At 61.9% G+C, this 18,521-nt stretch carries 17 protein-coding genes; 11 read left to right on the plus strand and 6 right to left on the minus strand.

Annotation, left to right across the window (positions count from 1 at the left end; translation table 11 throughout):
- Window positions 1-626 precede the first annotated feature (626 nt).
- Window positions 627-2,210, plus strand: coding sequence for a toll/interleukin-1 receptor domain-containing protein (locus Q8O96_RS22930; RefSeq protein WP_305949459.1), 1,584 nt, complete (start codon window positions 627-629; stop codon window positions 2,208-2,210).
- A 311-nt stretch (window positions 2,211-2,521) separates the two neighbouring features.
- Here Q8O96_RS22930 and Q8O96_RS22935 read toward each other — a convergent pair whose 3' ends face one another.
- Window positions 2,522-3,976 (minus strand): TrkH family potassium uptake protein, encoded by a 1,455-nt coding sequence (locus tag Q8O96_RS22935; RefSeq protein WP_207167935.1) that lies wholly within the window; start codon window positions 3,974-3,976, stop codon window positions 2,522-2,524.
- A gap of 149 nt (window positions 3,977-4,125) precedes the next feature.
- On the opposite strand from Q8O96_RS22935, the gene Q8O96_RS22940 reads away from it, so the two are divergent.
- Window positions 4,126-4,515, plus strand: a complete 390-nt coding sequence (locus tag Q8O96_RS22940) for a DUF2946 domain-containing protein (protein ID WP_115582395.1) — start codon at window positions 4,126-4,128, stop codon at window positions 4,513-4,515.
- Between the two features lie 159 nt (window positions 4,516-4,674).
- Entirely contained in the window at window positions 4,675-5,256 is a 582-nt protein-coding gene (locus Q8O96_RS22945) for a putative natural product biosynthesis protein (RefSeq protein ID WP_115580027.1), read from the plus strand.
- A gap of 95 nt (window positions 5,257-5,351) precedes the next feature.
- Here Q8O96_RS22945 and Q8O96_RS22950 read toward each other — a convergent pair whose 3' ends face one another.
- Window positions 5,352-5,915, minus strand: coding sequence for a fasciclin domain-containing protein (locus Q8O96_RS22950; RefSeq protein WP_250330269.1), 564 nt, complete (start codon window positions 5,913-5,915; stop codon window positions 5,352-5,354).
- 173 nt (window positions 5,916-6,088) lie between these two features.
- Window positions 6,089-6,376: a cytochrome c5 family protein gene (locus tag Q8O96_RS22955; RefSeq protein WP_115580028.1), complete on the minus strand. Its 288-nt coding sequence runs from the start codon at window positions 6,374-6,376 to the stop codon at window positions 6,089-6,091.
- Between the two features lie 404 nt (window positions 6,377-6,780).
- On the opposite strand from Q8O96_RS22955, the gene Q8O96_RS22960 reads away from it, so the two are divergent.
- From Q8O96_RS22960 to mbnM, 8 genes are all read left to right on the plus strand, one after another.
- Window positions 6,781-7,200, plus strand: a complete 420-nt coding sequence (locus Q8O96_RS22960; protein ID WP_305949460.1) for a DUF2946 family protein — start codon at window positions 6,781-6,783, stop codon at window positions 7,198-7,200.
- 72 nt (window positions 7,201-7,272) lie between these two features.
- Entirely contained in the window at window positions 7,273-9,408 is a 2,136-nt protein-coding gene (locus tag Q8O96_RS22965; protein ID WP_305949461.1) for a TonB-dependent hemoglobin/transferrin/lactoferrin family receptor, read from the plus strand.
- 16 nt (window positions 9,409-9,424) lie between these two features.
- Window positions 9,425-10,312, plus strand: coding sequence for an MbnP family copper-binding protein (locus tag Q8O96_RS22970; protein ID WP_305949462.1), 888 nt, complete (start codon window positions 9,425-9,427; stop codon window positions 10,310-10,312).
- Between the two features lie 47 nt (window positions 10,313-10,359).
- Window positions 10,360-11,445, plus strand: a complete 1,086-nt coding sequence (locus Q8O96_RS22975; RefSeq protein WP_305949463.1) for a methanobactin export MATE transporter MbnM — start codon at window positions 10,360-10,362, stop codon at window positions 11,443-11,445.
- A 145-nt stretch (window positions 11,446-11,590) separates the two neighbouring features.
- A complete protein-coding gene (gene mbnA / locus Q8O96_RS22980; RefSeq protein ID WP_016963189.1) occupies window positions 11,591-11,686 on the plus strand; it encodes a methanobactin in 96 nt (31 codons plus the stop codon).
- Window positions 11,687-11,748: 62 nt separating this feature from the next.
- Window positions 11,749-12,561, plus strand: coding sequence for a methanobactin biosynthesis protein MbnB (gene mbnB / locus Q8O96_RS22985; protein ID WP_115580033.1), 813 nt, complete (start codon window positions 11,749-11,751; stop codon window positions 12,559-12,561).
- Entirely contained in the window at window positions 12,558-13,136 is a 579-nt protein-coding gene (gene mbnC / locus Q8O96_RS22990) for a methanobactin biosynthesis protein MbnC (RefSeq protein ID WP_305949464.1), read from the plus strand. Before mbnB ends, mbnC begins: the two co-directional genes overlap by 4 nt.
- Window positions 13,123-14,478 carry a hypothetical protein gene (mbnM, locus tag Q8O96_RS22995; protein WP_305949465.1) on the plus strand — a complete coding sequence of 452 codons (1,356 nt, stop codon included), beginning with the start codon at window positions 13,123-13,125 and terminating at the stop codon, window positions 14,476-14,478. Before mbnC ends, mbnM begins: the two co-directional genes overlap by 14 nt.
- Here the strand turns inward: mbnM and copC are convergent.
- The 3 genes from copC to Q8O96_RS23010 form a co-directional block, all read right to left on the minus strand.
- On the minus strand, window positions 14,472-14,846 hold the full coding sequence (copC, locus tag Q8O96_RS23000; RefSeq protein WP_115580036.1) for a copper homeostasis periplasmic binding protein CopC: 375 nt from the start codon (window positions 14,844-14,846) through the stop codon (window positions 14,472-14,474). The two genes, mbnM and copC, sit on opposite strands and share 7 nt — an antisense overlap.
- 78 nt (window positions 14,847-14,924) lie before the next feature.
- On the minus strand, window positions 14,925-17,015 hold the full coding sequence (locus Q8O96_RS23005; protein WP_115582396.1) for a TonB-dependent receptor: 2,091 nt from the start codon (window positions 17,013-17,015) through the stop codon (window positions 14,925-14,927).
- Between the two features lie 345 nt (window positions 17,016-17,360).
- The gene (locus Q8O96_RS23010) at window positions 17,361-18,509 is read right to left on the minus strand and encodes an ABC transporter ATP-binding protein (RefSeq protein WP_115580037.1); all 1,149 of its coding nucleotides are present in this window, start codon (window positions 18,507-18,509) and stop codon (window positions 17,361-17,363) included.
- Between the last annotated feature and the right edge of the window lie 12 nt (window positions 18,510-18,521).

The following is an 18,521-nucleotide window of genomic DNA, read 5'->3' on the forward strand; positions in this document are numbered from 1 at the left end:
ACCACTCCGAATTGCCACTAGCACCGAATCTATACCGATCGGCCTTTCCCTGGCTCTTGGATACTTCCCCCACCTCGATCTTGCCATCCAGCGAAGGAGGTAAGGAGCCCCAAGGGCTACTGAGCTGGGAAAACAACCAGATCGTATCGCCAACCCCTACCCGTAAAGCGACGCCCGAGTTCAAAGGTACGGAATGATAGTTCGGCAAGCTGAAGCCTTGGCTTTCAGGTTGAGGCTCTACATAAAGGAGGTCACTGGCTTGGCTCCTCACTCCTGTGGTTACTACAGTACGCTTAATGTAATGCGCAAAGTGTCTCACTCGCAGAACCTCAGTACTTGGCAATGAAGGTTTTTGGTGGGCGAAGTCTAGTTCGAAGCTATGTAGCTTGCTCGATTCCGTAACGTTAACTCCTTTCCGCGCCCTCGCTTTTCTGAACTAAAGTAAATACGGAGCAAGAACACCTATCTGAGCAGAGATGAGTACCCCGAAAGCTAAATCCTGAAGTACGAATTGGCGGCTGAGTAAGCTGGGTACTCTGCTATGGCTAAAGTGCGTATGCCATGCACTGCGTTTCCAGCAGTCGCCAGACAAGCGTATCCCAATACACCGAGCAAGGGAGGCTCAGATGGCATCGATTTTCATCAGCTATCGACGGAAAGATTATGCGACTGGAGTTAGCGCACTTGAGCAGCATTTGCGAAGTTGCTTCGGGCAAAGGTCGATTATGCTTGATCAAGACGGATTTCTCGGTGGCACGGACTGGCGAGCGGAGATGAGGTCTGCGGTCATTCAAAGTAGCGTTGTTATTTGCGCAGTTGGGAATAGCTGGTGCGAGCCATCATTACCCAAGAGCGGTCCGGATTACTTGCATGAAGAGCTCAAAGTTGCCCGCAGTCTCGGCAAACCGGTCATTCCTGTCATCGTCGGCAATGGCGAAGGAAAGCCAGACCTGAGCAAGCTGCCCGCCGACATCGCCTGGCTTGGCAAGCTACATGCTGTGGACTGTACAGGTCCTGACCTGGGGCGAATCAAAGCGCTCGAGCGCGCCATCAGCAGTAATATCTCATCTGATACTGCCCAAGGCGGGACGTTGATAGGCGCCATGTTTACCGATCTTTTCTACAGCCTTCTGTACCCGGTGAGTGCAGGTGGGATTGCGTTACGTGGTACGGCTTCAGGTATCACATCGGCATTGCTTGGTGTCTGTCTCTCCACGGCCGCGCTATTTATGCTGGGTATGGTGCTATTTAAGGACCTCGATGCACTGGAGTCTTTGGGTAAAATCCTCGGAGTGATCTTCATATTTGTCGGCCTTATCTACGGACTGGCTTCGTTGGTCATACGTCTGGGACCTGCTCGGACTCACGCGCGTGGGCGGTTTGCATACTCACTGAGGTTCTGTGCTGCGATCATCAGTTGCTGGGTGCTTTACTTCTCTTTGTGGGCAATTTTTGCCCCAGAAAACGTCTTAAAACAGCTGAAGAATGTTTGGGAAGAGGGGGGCTTAGTACCACCGAACAACATGGAGGCACTCAATGAGTTGCCAGGTCATATAGTGCTTGTATTGATCATTTTTAATCTTAGTCTGATATTCCATCTGCTCTACATTGCATGGGGCTTTGTTCGCAGTATGGCGGCGGTCGTGCGAACTGGCCGACTGTCAGCGTTCCTGTTTTTTTCGGCCTTGGTTGCAGGGATCGGAGCGATGGAATGGATTACCTTATCTATCAGTACCGAGACGCGAACTCCGGACAAGAACATAGTGCGGATGGCGGATCAACTACCACGTGAGTTCTCACTCTCCAACGGGGCTGACAAACTGACGGAAACGGGAACGGAGTTGATGCCCATCAAGATCTATGCTCGCGGAACCGCGCGGTTCGATCACAATATGGTGATCTTGGACTTCAAAGAGTTGAAAGTCGAAAACCGAACAGACGGTTCCATCGTTGCGGACCGCATTCACTTTACGCTGGCGCAACGCGTTAATGGAAAGTTCTCATGGACCGACCCTGTTCCATACAGTAATACAGTAGCCATAGGCTCGGTGGAGGGGCAGAGTGAACGTCGCCTGGAAAACTTCTCGTTGCGAGCCCGGCTGCATCCCAGTATGAAATCTGGTGAGACTGGGCTGACGGTATGGGTGACCATCAACTCCAAGAGCGAGTATCCGCTCAGCGACGGTGGCGACGCCATCTTGCGTTGGTGAGTGGGGGCCGCTCTAACAACCAGTTGTCATCAGTAAAGTTGAATCAGCTACCCAACTCGCTGGGTAGCTGATTAAACACAACAAGGCGATAAGGATTGAATCTTGGATTCGCAGAAAAAAGGTTATTTGTTCTACTGAGAGCGTTTGACCGATTTGCGCAAGTGCCGAATTCAATCGGCGCCAAGCTGCCACAAACGACGCTGTTGTTGATGAGCTGTCGAATTTCGCTGAGGTGTGTTTTTCGCTGGCTCGTTGCCGCGGCGGCTGGGGACTGTCATTGAACTTCGCCAGGACGCCAGGAACCGCAGCATTCAATAGCGCCAGAAAACCGGGGTAATCAGTACCAGCACCGTCAGGATCTCCAGGCGCCCCAGAAGCATGCCGATGGTCAGCAGCCATTTCGCCGCATCAGGCAGCGATGAGAAGTTGCCGGCAGGCCCGATGATGCTGCCCACCCCGGGGCCGACGTTGCACACTGCGGTGGCAGCGCCGCTCAATGCCGTCATCCAGTCCAGGCCGATCAGGCCAAGCCCCAGGGCCAGTAGTGCAATGGTGATGGTGAAGAAGAACGAGAACGTCAGCAGCGAGCGCACAATATCCTCGTCGATGGGATGGCCGTTGTACTTTTTCTGAATCACCGCCCGTGGGTGAATCAACTGCTTCAGACTGCTGATCAGCAGACTTGCAGCGACCTGGAAACGGAAAATCTTCAAACCACCAGCCGTGGAGCCCGAGCAGCCGCCGACAAAGGTCAGGTAAAAGAACAGCAACACTGCAAAACTACCCCACGTGGTGTAGTCACCCACGGCGATGCCGGTGGTGGTGACCACTGACGTCACATTGATCGCCACAATCCGCAGTGCGTCCCACCATCCGTAATCGCTGTGCCAGGACAGCCAGGTTCCCACCGCCAGGGAGATGACGATGAGGAAACCCAGGAAGCCACGGACCTGATGATCCTTGAACAGTGCACGCCGATTGCCTCGCAACGTCGCCACATAGAGCGTGAAGGGCAGGCTGCCGAGGATCATGATGACCACCGCGATCCAGTGTATGGCCGGTTGAGTCCAATGTCCGAGCGAAGCATCGGAAGTCGAAAAACCTCCAGTTGAGATCAGTGACATGGCGTGATTGACCGCTTCGAAAGGCGTCATCCCGGCAATCCACAGCGCCAGGGTGGCCAAGCCGGTGAGCCCCAGATAGACCAGCAGGATCGACTTGGCTGCGACGTGGGAGCGAGGCGCAACCTTTTCCGACCAGTCCGAGGATTCGGTCTGGAACAAGCGCATGCCCCCGACCCGTAACAATGGCAGCACCGCCACTGCCATGCCGATGAAACCGATACCGCCCAGCCAGTGCAGCATGGAGCGCCAGATCAGCAGACCAGGCGAGGCCGAGTCCAGCCCGGTAAGGACGGTCGAGCCTGTGGTCGTGATACCAGACATCGTTTCGAAGAAGGCATCGGTGTAGCTGATGTGGTGAATGAACACCATGGGCAATGCGGCAAAGATACACACAACCAGCCAACTGCCTGTGGTCAGCAGGTACATGTCGCGGGGCCGCAGTTGAGTGCCTTCGCGGCTGCGCTGCATAACCAGCAACAGGCCCGTGACAAAGGTAATCATGCTGGACCAGAGGAACGCGGACAGCTCCTCGTTGCGGTCATGGATCAGTAACGTGATCATCGGAATAGCCATGCTGATGGCCAGGGTGATCAGAAAAATACCCAAGATAAAACCGATAAGTCGCATTGCCGCGATGGACATAAAAACCAGCCTGCTGAGTGATAACCGCGCAGCATCGGATATCTGTGCCTGGAGCGCTATAAAGTTTCAGTAAATTTTTGCCGCGAGGGCGCTTACGCCATTGAAGCCCTGCTTCATCCGTTGTGTTGTTCGATGTTAAAGTCGCCGCCATGAAATTGTCCCGACCCGACCGTTCGCTCATTGCCTGGACTCTGTATTTTTGTGTCCTGTTCAATGTGTTCGCCTGCGGTTTGGGGCACGGCCAGATGATGGGCTTTGCCCTCAACGGCGTGGGCGGGCAGTTCTGCTCCTCCCTGGGCAGCAAGGCCCCGGTGCAGACATCCGACTTCAGCGACCAGAGCGCCAGTACCTGGGCCGGCAGTTTTTCCTGCCCGGTCTGTTCGGGAGCCGCGCTCAGTCTGGTCCTGCTGTTTTGCCTGAGCTGGCTGCTGCGTATCGGCCAGCTCCGGCGCCGTACACTCGAACCGCGCTGCAAGGCGCCCCCGCGCTATTCCTGGCCTTCGGCCAACCCCAGGGCTTCTCCCCACGCTTGCGCATGACCTTTGTTAATCGCACGTCCCCCGGTCAATGGGCCGAGGACCTGTGCATGGTTATGGCTGAGATGGAAAGGAGCACGAGATGCCTCGAATCATTCAAGGTTGGCAACAGCGCCTGCTGCCTGTAGCCCGCAAAGCGGGCAAGCGCCGCTGGAGGCTGACATGCGCGCACTAGCAATCCCTTCTGGCGCCTCCCGTCTGGTGAGTAAAAGCACACGGGTAAATAACCACGGCGACTTTCTGCTGCCGTTTCCCGATTACCCGAGCAACGCTCGCAGCTTCGTGCACCTGGATGCGCGCCTGTTGCCGTACTGGCACACCCTGTTCGATGTCTGTCCGGGGCTGCTCAAGCTTGATCCTCCGGATGGCTTGAATATCTTCCGCGGGTTCATGACCTGGGCCTATCGCAATCATCCGCCGCTGAACTGGACCTATTACCTGAGCGTGTGCCGCTGGCTGCTGGGTTCACGCTACCAAGCGCGGATCAACGAGGAGCACATAGAGGCGTTCATGAGCGCAGCGGCTGCGCGCTGGATCAACACCGACGACAGTCAGGCACGCGGCCTGGTGCTGGCCTGGCGCGAGTCACCGGACTGGGTGTTTGACTGGAAGGTGGCATCGCGTTCGGTGCCGGCGGGCAATGGCGAGCCGGAAGAATATCCGCCGGTGCCTTGGGACTTTGCCTGGTGCCCGTTAAGCGCCAAGGGAGGCTCGGGTTTCCGGCGCTGGTTGCCGATTCCCTGAGCCCGGCATCGGTCCAACGCCTTGCGGTGCTTGCTGAGCGGCCTTGGCGCAAGCGCTGACTCCCGGCAGACGCAAGGTCTGCCGGGGTCCTTGCATTACTGCGGCAGCAGCACGCTGTCCACCACATGAATCACCCCATTGGACTGCATGACATCGGCGATGCTGATCGCGGCCTTGGCGCCTTTGGCATCGATGACCCAGAGCTTGCCTTCATAGGGTTTGACGGTCAGCGCTTCGCCCTGGACGGTCTTGAGCGTGACCTGTCCGCCATTTTGCTTGGCCTCGGCCATCAGTTGCCCGGCGGTTTGGGTTCCGGGCACCACATGGTAGGTCAGGATCTTCGTCAGGTCGGCCTTGTGCTCAGGCTTGATCAGAGTCTCAACCGTGCCGGCCGGCAGCTTGGCGAACGCCTCGTTGGTGGGCGCAAACACGGTGAACGGGCCTTTGCTGTTGAGGGTGTCCACCAGCCCCGCGGCCTTGACCGCCGTGACCAGGGTGGTGTGGTCCTTGGAGTTGACCGCGTTCTCCACGATGGTTTTGCTGGGGTACATCGCAGCGCCACCGACCATCACCGTATCGGCGGCGAAAGCGCTGAGGGGGGCAGCGACGGAGAATACGGCGAAGCAGACAGCGGCCAGGCGTTTGCTAAAGGTTTGCATGATGCAGCTCCTCGATTATTCGGCCCTCCTGATGAGGGTGCTGAATGTACGGTGCGCATCGGCAAACGGATGCAGCGCTGGCCGATTTTTGCGGCCAGCGCTCGGTCAAGCGACTCGGAAGCGCCATCCCGGGCTGCGCAGCAAGCGCAGAACAGGGCAGGGCGCGCGGCGCCTTACTTCGACATCCAGCTGATCACCGCTTGGTAATCCTCGGCGCTGCAATCCATGCACAAGCCACGGGGCGGCATGGCATTGAAGCCTTCGGTCACGTGCTTGACCAATACCTCAGTGCCTTGAGCCAGGCGCGGCTTCCAGGCTTGCTGATCGCCTTTTTTCGGCGCCATGGGCAACTGCCCGCTGTGGCAGGCGGTGCAGGCGCGGTTGAACACTGCCTGTGGGTCCTGGGCGGCGTGAGCACTGGTGAATGCGAGTAAACAGGCGGCGGCCAATAGGGTCTTCATGACGGTCCTCATCGTGTTCTTATCATCAGGTTGTCGTGCAGGTGCGCGATGGAGGCAGTGTAGGGAGGGGATTCTTACGCACCCACTGCGACAGCCTGCCGCAGGTGCTGGTAGCCAGCGCTCAGTTGAGCGATCCGCCTGAAGAGGGCAGTCGGCCTGTGGCAGGTTGTCGCACGTCAGGCCGGCAAAGCCTGCGTGCTACATTGCCGGCCGACGGGATGCTTTCTCTAGGCAGGGTTACATCACGTCACTGAGTGCCGGTGTTTCGCGAGGAGCACGGCACTTTTTTGCAGATTTCACGGGTCGGGCCTGGCAGGCATCGACGCCAACGATCAGGCACTCAAGCACGGAACATGCCCCTTCACCGGGCATCGCTGATACACCCAAACGGCAGGGACACTTGCATGATCTTCAACCGGCACCGGCGACACGCTAGGCCCACGCTCGACCTGCTGGTCTGCCTGTTGGCCATGGTCTTGCAGGCGGTGACCTGGGCCAGCATGCCGATGCCCGTCGCGGGCTCCAGCGCCAGCGATGAGTGGCTGCTGGTGTGCACCGCCCAAGGCATGCAGCGCGTGTCCCTTGCCGAGTTCCAGGCCCGCGCCGGCCAGGATCAGGATCAGGACGACAACCAGGGGCAGGGGGCTGCCCAAGGCTGTGCCCTGTGCCCCTTTGTCGGCGGTGTGGCGCTGCAGCCGGCCTGGCCTTTGCTGTCGGCAGATGGCGGCGACCATGGGGTCCCAAGCGCGCCTGCAGATACCCGTCCTCCCGTCAGCAATAGCTACGACACGTCCCAGGCCAGGGCGCCGCCGGCCATCGGCTGATCGCCTGTCATCACGCCAGCCCTGAAGTTGTAGGCCTGGCGCACTTTCGTGATCACCTTTGGACGTCCTGTCATGTCTGCTATGACCCCGGTAGCGGCCGCCTTGCGCGTTGCCGAACCTTTTGCCGTGCATTCTTTTCATCACACTGGCGCTGCCCATGGCGTGCCGGGCCGGCGCCGCTGGCCATTGTCGCTGCTGACGATTTCCTGCGCGCTGGCCATCAACAGCGCTTATGGGCAAGCCTCGGCCTCGGACGAGGCCACGTCGCCTTTCGCCCTGGACACCACCACCATCACCGCAACCCGCACCGCCAACAGTGGGTTTGCGCTGCCGGCGTCGGTGTCGATTGTCGATCGCCAGCAACTCGATGACGCCCAGGTCAATACCCTGGCGACGGCCCTGCGCACCCTGCCCAACGTGAACTACGGCGGTGGCCCCCGGGCCGCCGCGCAAAGTCCGGCGATCCGTGGCCTGCAGGGACCGCGGATCATCCTCACGGTGGATGGCGCACGGCGCAACAATGACGGCGGGGTCAACACACCGCTGCTGATCGATCCGGACCTGATTCGGCAGATCGACGTGGTCCGTGGGCCAATGTCCGCCGCTTATGGCAGCGGCGGGCTGGGCGGGGTGATGGCCATCGAGACGCTCAATGCCGACGATATTCTTGACCCGGGCCAAAGCGGTGGTGGCCGGATCAAGGCCGGTTATCGCAGCGCCAACCGCGAGTCGTCGAGCAACCTGACCCTGGCCGCGCGCGGGGATCGGGCGGATGTTCTGGCCAGCGGCACCTACCGTGACTACGGCACCATTCATACCGGGGCCAGCGGCGCCGACGCTCAGTACCCCAATGACGGCCAGCTCAAGAGTGGCCTGCTCAAGACCCGTTTCTCGCCCAACGAACTGAACCATTTCGAGCTGGGTTACCAGCGCTTTGCCGACGAGACGGTCGGCCCGACCAACCCTGGCGGCAACCTGCTGTTTCCGTTCTCGCAGAAACTCCAGCGTGAACAGGAGCAGTACAACGCCAGCTGGGCCTTCGAGGATGCCGAGCAGCGTTTGCTGGACGGCAAGCTGGCGGTTTACCAGACGCGCTTCACCCTCGACGGCGACAGCCGTTCGGTGCCACGCCAACCCACCACGGCGACCCAGACCAAGACCCTGGGCGCCAGCCTGCAGAACACCAGCCGCATTGAAGTGGGGAGTGGTTCGCACCATCGTGTGACCTACGGCGTGGACGGTTACCGCGACACCAACGAAAACGCCTCCGACGGTCAGTCCAACAGCGTGTTGCCCAATGGCCAGATGCGCGCCCTGGGTGGTTTTGTTCAGGATGAGATGGCCTTTCTCGACGACTGGACCCTGATTGCCGCCCTGCGCCATGACGACTATCGCCTGACATCCCCCGGCCAGGACGACTCCAGCAACAGCCGGCTTTCGCCCAAGGTGGCGCTCAAGTATCAGCCCTGGGAATTCCTCGGGGTGTTCGTCAGCTACGGCGAGGCGTTCCGCGCGCCCACCATGACCGAGATGTTCGGCAACCTGAACACTCGCCGGGCGCTGTTCAATTTTCGCCCCAATCCCGGCCTCAAGCCGGAAACCAGCAAGACCCGGGAGGTCGGTGCCACGCTGGCGTTCGATGACCTGCTGGCCGGGGGCGACAGCCTACAGGCCAAGCTCACCTACTTTCGCGAAGACGTCGACGACCTGATCGATCAGCAGGTGGTCGGCCGTTATGCGCGCCAGGCGCCGTTTGCCGGCACCGGGATGATCTTCCAGCGGGTCAACGTGGCTCAGGCCGAGCGCCATGGCGGCGAGGCGCAACTGAGCTACCAATGGCAGCGCCTGTCCCTGGGCGCCGGCTATTCGCGGTTGCGTTCGCGCAATGCCGACACCGGCGCCCAGCTGTATGCACCGCCGGACAAGTTCGTGCTCGGTGGCCAGTACCGCCTGGATGAGCACTGGTCGCTGAACTACCAGGGCCAGTACGTCTGGGCCCAGGACTACGACGACACCCTGCTGCGGCGGCGCCAGGGCTACGTGATCCATGACATCGGAGGTGCTTTCGAGTACCGCCAGTACCGCGCCGACCTGAGGGTCAGCAACCTGTTCGACAAGGCCTACAGCACGTATCAGCAGTCCTTGGCCAACACCTTCACCTATGAAGAAGGCCGCAGCGTGAACCTCACGCTGAGCGCGCGCTTCTGACCTCGGGAGCTTCACGATGGGTTATTTAACTTCACGCCTTGCCCTGATCGCCCTGTCCGGCCTGGCCGGGTGCACCGCTAAGGAACCAGTGCCCCCTGCCGAGCAGGCGGTCACTGTGGATTTCGCCCTGGTGGCCGGCGCTCAGCCGGTGAACTGCGGCCAACCCTTTGGCCAACTGGGCCGCGACCGCAAGAGGCTGTCGCTGCACGATGCGCGCTTCTATGTACAGGAGGTGGCGCTGATCGACGCGGCGGGCCAGCGGGTGCCCCTGCGCCTGGATATCAATGACTGGCAGGACGCCCAGGTGGCCTTGCTCGACTTCGAAGACGGCAGTGGGCATTGCGCAGGTGGCACGCCAGGCACCCACACCCAGGTATCCGGCCACGTACCACCCGGGCACTACCGGGGTCTGAGCCTGACCCTGGGCGTGCCGGAGGCGTTGAACCACACCAGCACCGAACTGCAGGGCGCGCCCCTGGACCTGGCCGCCATGGGCTGGAGCTGGCAGGCCGGGCGCAAGTTCATCAAGGTCGAGGTCGATCCTGTCGGCGGCGTGACCAAGGTCGACGGCGCCAGGGCCAGCACCTGGTACCTGCACCTGGGCGCCACTGGCTGCAACGGCAACCCGGTGACCGGTGAGACGGTGGCGTGCCAGCGGGCCAACCGCATTCCCCTGACGCTGCCGGACTTCGACCCGGCCAGGCAGCAGGTGGCTCTGGACCTGGCGGCGTTGTTCCAGGACAGCACGCTAGGCGAAGACCGGGGCGCGGCAGTGGGCTGCATGAGCGGCCCGAGCGATCCGGAGTGCGTGACCCTGTTCCCGCGCCTGGGCCTGGATTTGAACAGTGGCCAGCCTGTGCAACCCGGGCATTCGCCGGCGTTCGTCGCGCGCGCCAAGCCATGAAGGGCAGGGGCGGATACCGGCTCGCAGGGCTGCTGCTGAGCGTGCTTGTGGCCTCGCCGGTGGCTGCGCAGGACTGGCACTGGCAACTGCCGTCCCATGTGCCCGAACCGCGGGTGCCAGCGGATAACCCGATGTCGGCGGTCAAGGTTGAGCTAGGTCGGCGGCTGTTCTATGACCGGCGACTGTCGGCCACGGGCAACCGCTCCTGCAGCGCTTGCCACCTGCAGGAGCGGGCCTTTAGCGACGGTCGCGCGCTGTCGGTGGGCGGCACCGGGGAACTGACTCACCGCAATGCCCCTGGGCTGGCCAACAGTGCCTGGAACGCCACCTATAACTGGGCGGCGCCGGCCATCGTCAGCCTGGAGCGGCAGATGGAAGTCCCGCTGTTTAGCGACGACCCGATCGAGATGGGGGTCAATGACGGCAATCGCCAGCAGATCCTCGCGCGGCTGGCGGCCGATCCGCTGTACCCGCCGCTGTTCCGCCAGGCCTTCGCCGATCAGCCGCAGCCGTTGAGCATGGCCTCGGTGATCCTGGCGATCTCGGCCTTCGAGCGTTCCATCGTCTCGGTGGACAGCCGTTATGACCGCTACCTGCAGGGCCGCGAGCAACTGAGCGAGAGCGAGCAGCGGGGCATGGCGCTGTTCTTTGGCGAGCGCGCCGAATGCCATCACTGTCACGGCAGCTTCAATTTCAACGATCAGGTGGTGCATGCCCGCAGCCGGGTGGTCGACACCCCGTTTCACAACACCGGGCTGTACAACATCGACGGCGCCGGCGGCTTTCCCTTCCCCAATCGCGGGCTCTATGAAAGCACCGGCAAGCCCGAGGACATGGGCGCCTTTCGTGCCCCGAGCCTGCGCAACGTCGAGGTCACCGGGCCCTATATGCACGACGGCAGCCTGGCCACGCTGGAAGCGGTGATCGACTTCTACTCCGAGGGCGGCCGCTTGATCGCCCGCGGCCCGCAGCAGGGCGATGGGCGCCTGAACCCGCACAAGAGCGGACTGATTGCGCGCATCGATTTCACCGCGCAAGAGAAGCGCGACCTGCTGGCCTTTCTCAAGGCCCTGACCGACGACTCGCTGCTCCACGACCCGCGCTGGCAAGACCCGTGGAAGCGCCGGCCTTGATCCGATCCCCATCACCACGCGTGTTCCCGCCGGGAGCAAGGAGGCTGCTCTTAAGAAAACCACCCGCTGCACCGCGTTACCTCAACGGCGAATTCGCCAAACCCCGGGCGCCTGCGCCCATTCAATCAAGCAAGGAGCAATACCCATGAGCATCAAGATCGCTAAGAAACACACCCTGCACATCGCCGGTCGCGCCGGGGCCTGCTGCGCCTCGTGCTGTGCCCCGGTAGGCGTTAACTAAAAGCCTTCCCGCCACGGGCGCCCGGCGTGCGTGGCGGGTCTTGAGCAAGGAGGTGCAAGACCATGCGTATCGGCTTCAATTACACCCTGGGAGACACCGCGCCCCTGGTGCGAAAGCTGCTGGAGGCCGGTCACATCGACTATGTCGAGCTGCTGATCGACAACTTTCTGGCCGTGCCCATCGACGAACTGGAGGCTGGCTTTGCCGCGCCGGTGGGCTTTCACATCATGTTTTCCAAGTTCATTGAAAACGACACGCCGGCCCTTGAAAGCCTGGCCCGGCGTTTGCGCGAGCTGATCGAGCGCTTGCGGCCGCTGTATGTGTCCGATCACGTGGCGCGGTTCAGTCATGACGGGCGTCAGCTGTATCACCTGGCGGAAATCGACTATGTGGGCGATTACCCGCAGGTGCGCGAGCGCGTCGACTGGTGGCAGCAGCAATTGGGTTGTCAGCTGCTGCTGGAGAACTACCCGTCGATCATGGACGGTGGCCACGACGCACCGGCCTTTCATGAGCGGCTCTATCGCGATACCGGCGCCGGGGTGTTGTTCGACGCCTCCAACGCAGTCTGTGCCCACCTCAACTGCGGCGTGCCCCTGGAGGCCTGGGAGGGCGTGATTGAACACTCATCGCACTTTCATACCGCCGGCTACAACCTGTCGATCCTGCAGCCGCATTTGATTCTCGACACCCACGACCAGGTGCTTTCCGAGGCAACCCTGGGGTTTTTGCAACGCTATCGCGGGCTGTTCGACGGTCCCGAGGCAACCCTGACCTACGAACGCGACGGCCGTTTCGACGAGGCCGAAATCATCGGCGACCTGCAACGGCTGCGGGGCATTTTTCCCTCGTCGCCTGTGGAGCCGCGGACATGAAGACCGAGCACCCATTGCCCAGGACCGACAGCCAACTGCTGCATGCCTTGAGCGTGCCGCAACGCCAGGGCGATTACCCCCGTGACTCCCGAGCCTTCGTGCGCATCGACAGCAGCCTGCGGGTCTACTGGCACACCCTGTTCGATATCTGCCCGGGCTTGCTGGAGCTGTCCGGGCCCGACGGGCTGGCGATCTTTCGCCCGTTCATGAGCTGGGCGGAGCAACAGCGGCTGTCGCTGAACTGGACCTATTACCTGTGGCTGGATGTCTGGTTGCAGCATTCGGCCTTTGCCCGGCAAGTGACTCCGGCCTTGCGCTACCAGCTGATGGGCGCCTCGGCGGCGCGCTGGGCCACCGGTGACCGCGGCGAGGCCAACGGCATCTTCCTCGCCGCCGCGGACCTGCCGGATCTGGTCTGTGGCTGGAAAACCCAGACCCTGGAAGGCGCCAGGGACATCGAGCAGATAGAGCTGGCCGAACCACTGCCGGCACCAGAGGCCGCCTTTGGCTATTTCACGGTGCACAGCTGGCATCTGCAAGATGGCTTTCCCGGTTGGACCGATGTCCCGCGTTGAACAGTGGGACAGGCCAGCGCTGACGGTGCGCAGCAGGGCGTTCTGGGCCGGTTTTGCGGCCCTGCTGCTGGCCTTCGCGGTAGCGCAGATGCTGGCCCAGATCGACCTCGGCATGCTGGCGCACCAGGCCCCGGGCATGCCGGCGGCCTACGTGATGCTGGCGCGTCTGGCGCTGCTCGATCTGCTGGCCAGCATGGCGCTGGGATCGGTGGTTTCGGTCCGGGTCGCCCGAGCGCTCCGCGAGGGGCGAGCGGGGCCGGTGATACGTGGTGCATTGACGCTGGCGGCAATCCTCGGGGGGCTACTGAGCTTTGTCGGCTTGCTGGCCTATCCGCCGCTGGCGGCCAGCCTCAGCGCTGACGATGCCGCACTGCGAGCACTGCTGCTCAGCGCCATTCCCTGGTTCGCGGCGACGGCGCCGTTGCGCCTGCTCAATGGCTGCGCGGCGTTCATCCTGCACGCCTCGCAACAGGGGCCGTTGGTGGTGCGCTGGAAACTCTGGGAGCTGCTGGCCAAGGTGGTGCTCAACCTGTTGTTCATCGAGTGTCTGGGGTTTGGCTTCGCCGGTTGCTTCATGGCATCGCTGCTGATGCACCTGGGTTCCTGCGCCTGGGTGCTACGGCGCTTGCAGCCGCTGATGGGGCGGGGGCGCTGGCTGCCCGCAGCGGACTGGGCCAGAGCGGTGCTGCGCCAGAGTGCCTGGGAAGGGCTGCGACTACTGTCCATGCAACTGCTGGGTCTGATGACCCTGGTGCTGTTCGCGGCGCCGCAGATTGCCCCGGTCGATACCCAGCGTCTGGATGCCTTCGCGGCCGCAAGCTTTCTGGCGCTGTTGGTGTTTGCGCCGTTGGTGGCGCTGATCCGCTTTCTGGCCATGCGCTTTGCCGGCCTGGCCCCGCACGAGGTGTCGCGACTGCTCAAGCAGCTGTTGCGCCTGGGGGTGCCGGGCATGGCATTGCTGGGTGGACTACTGATTCTGCTCGGCCCCTGGTTGGGGCAATGGGTGTATGCCCAGCAGGGCAGGTGGTGGGGCAGCTTTGTGCTGATGCTGGGGGTGTCGCTGCCGGTCCGTTTGGCCACCAATGCGTTGCGCGCGGCTTTGCAGAGCCTGGGTGAGTTTGTCGCCATTGCCAAGGTGGATGCGCTGCTGGGATGGGCGGTTGGCCTGCCGCTACTGGTGCTCGGGTTGCGCCTGGACATACCCGTCGTTGCCTATGGTTATGTGCTGGTGCCGGAAGCGCTGGCCCTGCTTTGGCTGGCCAGGCGCATTCAATGCATTTGTGCAACGAGCCCGCCCCCCGGCGGGCTCTGTGAAGCCATGCGCGGTGACAGGGTTCAATGACCGACGGTGAAACCGTAGGCGCCATCACTCTTGTGGGTGTCAACCGACACCGCATGCCATTCAACCTTGTACTCGCCGGGCGCCAGTGGCTGTTGTGGGGTGACGATCAGGGTTTTATGATCGCCCGCGGCGTTGGCAATGCTCTTGATCGCCACGTCCGTGCCCGCGGTGCTGATTTTGACCTGGGTGAACTGCGCTTCGACACCTTCGGAAAACACCAGGCGCAACTCCTTGGGCGCAATGACGGTGGCGTCGGCGGCCGGGGTTTCATCCTTCAGATGGGCATGGGCGAGCGCCGAGCCGGCGCTGGTCAGGGCGGCCAGCAGGGCCAGGGTGGTGAGGATTTTTTTCGAACCGTAGGCGGTCATGGGCGGTGCCTCTCATCAAGGGGTGGGTACAAATGCGCGACTTGACCCGAGCGACCTGCGCCCGGGCAGGGTGGTTCATCAGAAGTCCAGGGTGATACCGGTATAGAGTGCGCGGCCGTCGCCCGGCGAGTGCAGCGAGGCCTTGGCGCCGTCCGGGTCGTACCAGACGTATTCGTAGTAGCGGTTGGTGAGGTTCTTCAACTGCAGGTCGACACTCACTGACTCAGTGACCTTGTAGGTGGCGCCGAGGTTCATCAGCACGTAACCGCCATAGGTGCCCTGGGTGTTTTCCCGCTCCAGGTAGTAGTGGGTCTGGCCGTTCATCCAGGCGGTCAGTTGCAGGGCAGGGGTCAGGTGGTAGCTGACCCCCGCGTTGTAAAGGTGATGGGGAATGTGATCGATTTCCTGGCCCTGGCTGTTGGGCAAGGTGGCACTGGGCTTGAGGATTTTCGAGTACTGCCAGGAATAGGCCAGCCACAGGTCGGTGCGTTCGTCGGGGCGCAGGTTGAGTTGCAGGTCGTAACCCCAGCGCCGGGTTTCGCCGACGTTGTCCGACTCGCCACTGGGGTCGTTGAGCCGGCGGCTGACTTCGCCACTGGCATCCTGCCGCCAGTAAGCCACTCGGCCGTCAACCCAATCGGTTGGGGTGAACTTGACCCCGGTTTCCCAGCCTTCGTTGATCGACGGCGCCAGGTCGGTGTCGCGGGGCGGGATCTTGTAAGCCGCCGCGCCGGTGCCGACCTGAAAGGTGCGGCCCCAGTTGGCGTACAGACTGGCCATGGTCCAGGGCGAATACACCACGCTGAGTTTGGGTTGCTTGATCAGCCCGTAGTCGTTGATGTCGTAGTCCAGGCCGGTCATTTGGTTGGTGAAGTCGCCCTGGATCTTGTCCACCCGGTAGGCCGGCACGATCTTCAGCGACTCGAACGGCTTGATCTCGGCCTGCAGGTAAGCGCCGTAGGTGTCGAAGTCGAACTGCTGATCCCGGGTCTGGGCCAGGCGTGCGCGGTTCTGGGTGCGGTAACGCTCGCTGCGGTTTTGCTGCTGTTGCACATCCGCGCCGCCTTCCAGCGCAAAAGCGTAGAGCCAGCTGACTTGCGGGCGCCAGGTCAGGGAGGTGAGGGCGCCGTACTGGGTTTCGTAGGTGTCGCGCTCCTGCTGCGAGCTGGTGCGCCAGTACTGGGTCCAGCGCCGGTCATCAAAGGTGTTGACGTAGGTCTTGGCCGACCAGGCCAGGGTCTCGGCCAGGTCTGTGTCCAGATGCAGACTGAGCTGATTCATGCGCCGCGTGCCTTTGTCCGTGGCGTTGTAGCTGTTGCTCATGGTCGGGTGCTGGCGAGCATCGCTCTGGCTCAGGTAACCCGGCTCCTGAGCCTCGGTTTCGTAGTGCCGGGCAATCAGGCCGAGGCGGTAGCTGCCGTCGTCCGGTGTGTAGAACCATTTGCCGGACAGGGAGAATTTGTCCGCTTGGGCATGGTCGCGATAGCCATCGGCCTTCTGGTAGGCGAAGAAGTAGTTCTGGGTCCAGTTGCTGCCCTCGATGCCCTTGGCCAGTTGGGTTTCCTGGGTATTGAAACTGCCGTAGCGCAGGCGGGCCTTGGTGTAGTCGCCGCTGCTGCGAGTGAGCATGTTGACGTTGCCGGCGATGTTGTTCAGGCCGTAACGGGCATCGCTGGTGCCGCGCACCACTTCGATGCTGTCCAGCTCCATGGGGAAGATCATGTCCATGAACGGCATGTTGCCGTCGTTGCTGTTGCTCGGGATGCCGTCGATCAGCAGCTTGACCGCGTTGACCTCGCCCTCGCCGTTGAACCCGCGAAAGGAGATCTTGCCGGAGGTGGTGCCCTGGTTGAACTCGGTGAGCATCACCCCCGGCGCGCGGCTGAACAGTTCCCAACTGTAGTTGACCGGCATTTTTTCCAGGATGTCGCTGCCCAGGATGTCCACCGAACTGAGCACGCTGCGGGTACTCAAGGGGCCGCTGCTTTCGGCATCGCCGCCCTGGACGGTGACGGTGCCCAAGGTCAGGGCCGAGTTCTCGACCTTGGGCGTTTCAGCCAGGGCGGCAGACAGCGGGCTCAGGGCCAGCAGACCGCAGCTCAGCAGCGGCCAGAGGGCAGGGGAGACGGACACAGTCTTTGCCCGAGGCAAAGCAACACGAACAGGCATGAGCATAAGCAACTTCCAGACAGCCAGGTTTTCCCTGGGGCACAAATCGCCGGCCGAACCGCTACGCCGGCTGGGGAAAGGAGATGGGGGCGGTGATGGGGGCTTATTGTCCGCGGGCCAGGATCGAAAGTCTTGCCGGGGGCTGCAGGACTTACATGCGACAGGCTGACGCAGGTTGTTTCCTGCTTGCGCAGACGTTTCCTACAACCCCCAGTTGCGGCGGCGGCCGCTCTGGCCTCTGGTACGGGGAGCCGGTACTGCGGCGAACCGTCGCAGCGGTCATGTACTGCAGCCCCCGTTTTCGTCAAACACCTCGACGGAGGAGCGACGGGGCGTTCACGCTATTCAAAATAGGACGCCGGTGCGGACAGAGCGCAGAGAGACGTCATTCGGCAGGTTTTCAACAGCTTGTGGGTGGCGCTTCAAGGCCGTGCCGTCGGCGTCGAACAGATGCAGGTTGTCGACTTCCAGCTGCAGTTCGACCCGATCACCCGCCTGCCATCCGGCGCTCACCTCACAACGACAGACCAGGGGCTCGTCCTGACCTGTTTCGAGGTGCACATAGGTTTCGCTGCCCAGGTATTCGACCCCGGTCACGACGATGCCGGCGGCTCCCTCAGCCGCTTTGAGCGAAATGTGCTCCGGGCGAATCCCCAGGCTCAGCGGCGTGTCTGCCGCCAGGTTCGAACTGTCGAAGGGCAGGGCGCTCATGCCCCAAACGGGGGTGTCGACCAGGCTGGTTTGACCAGGTGTATGCAGGTGCGCCGCCAGAAAGTTCATTCTGGGCGAGCCGAGAAAGCCGGCGACGAAGCGACTGGCCGGACGTTCATAGAGTTCGCGCGGTGAACCGACCTGCTCTACGCGACCGCCGTTGAGCACGACAATTTTGTCGGCCAGGGTCATGGCTTCCACCTGATCGTGGGTGACGTAGATGATGGTCGAGCCCAGTCGAGCATGCAGGCGGGCGATCTCGTTGCGCATCTGCACCCGCAAGGACGCATCCAGGTTGGAAAGCGGCTCATCGAACAACAGGATGTCCGGTTCCCGCGCCATGGCTCTGCCCATGGCCACACGCTGACGTTGCCCTCCAGACAGTTCTTTGGGCTTGCGTTGCAGCAGTTTGTCCAATTGCAGGATGTGCGCCGTTTTCAGCACCCGCTCGCGCAAGCTGCTCTTTTCAGTCTTGGCCAGTTTGAGACCAAAACTGATGTTGTCGTAGACGCTCATGTGCGGGTATAGCGCATAGGACTGAAACACCATGCCGACGCCACGCTCGCGCGGCTCCAGGTCGTTGACCCGTCGCCCATCGATCAGCAGGTCGCCGGCGCAGATCGAATCCAGTCCTGCGACCAGTCGCAGCAGGGTCGACTTTCCACAGCCCGAAGGGCCAACGAAGACCACGAATTCACCCGCAGCGATCTCCAGGCTGACATCACGAAGAATCCGCACGCCGCCCAATTGTTTGTTCACGTTGTCTAGCTTCAGTTTGATCACGATGCTGTTCCT

The sequence above is a fragment of the Pseudomonas sp. LPH60 genome, assembly GCF_030718165.1.
GTDB lineage: Bacteria > Pseudomonadota > Gammaproteobacteria > Pseudomonadales > Pseudomonadaceae > Aquipseudomonas > Aquipseudomonas danubii.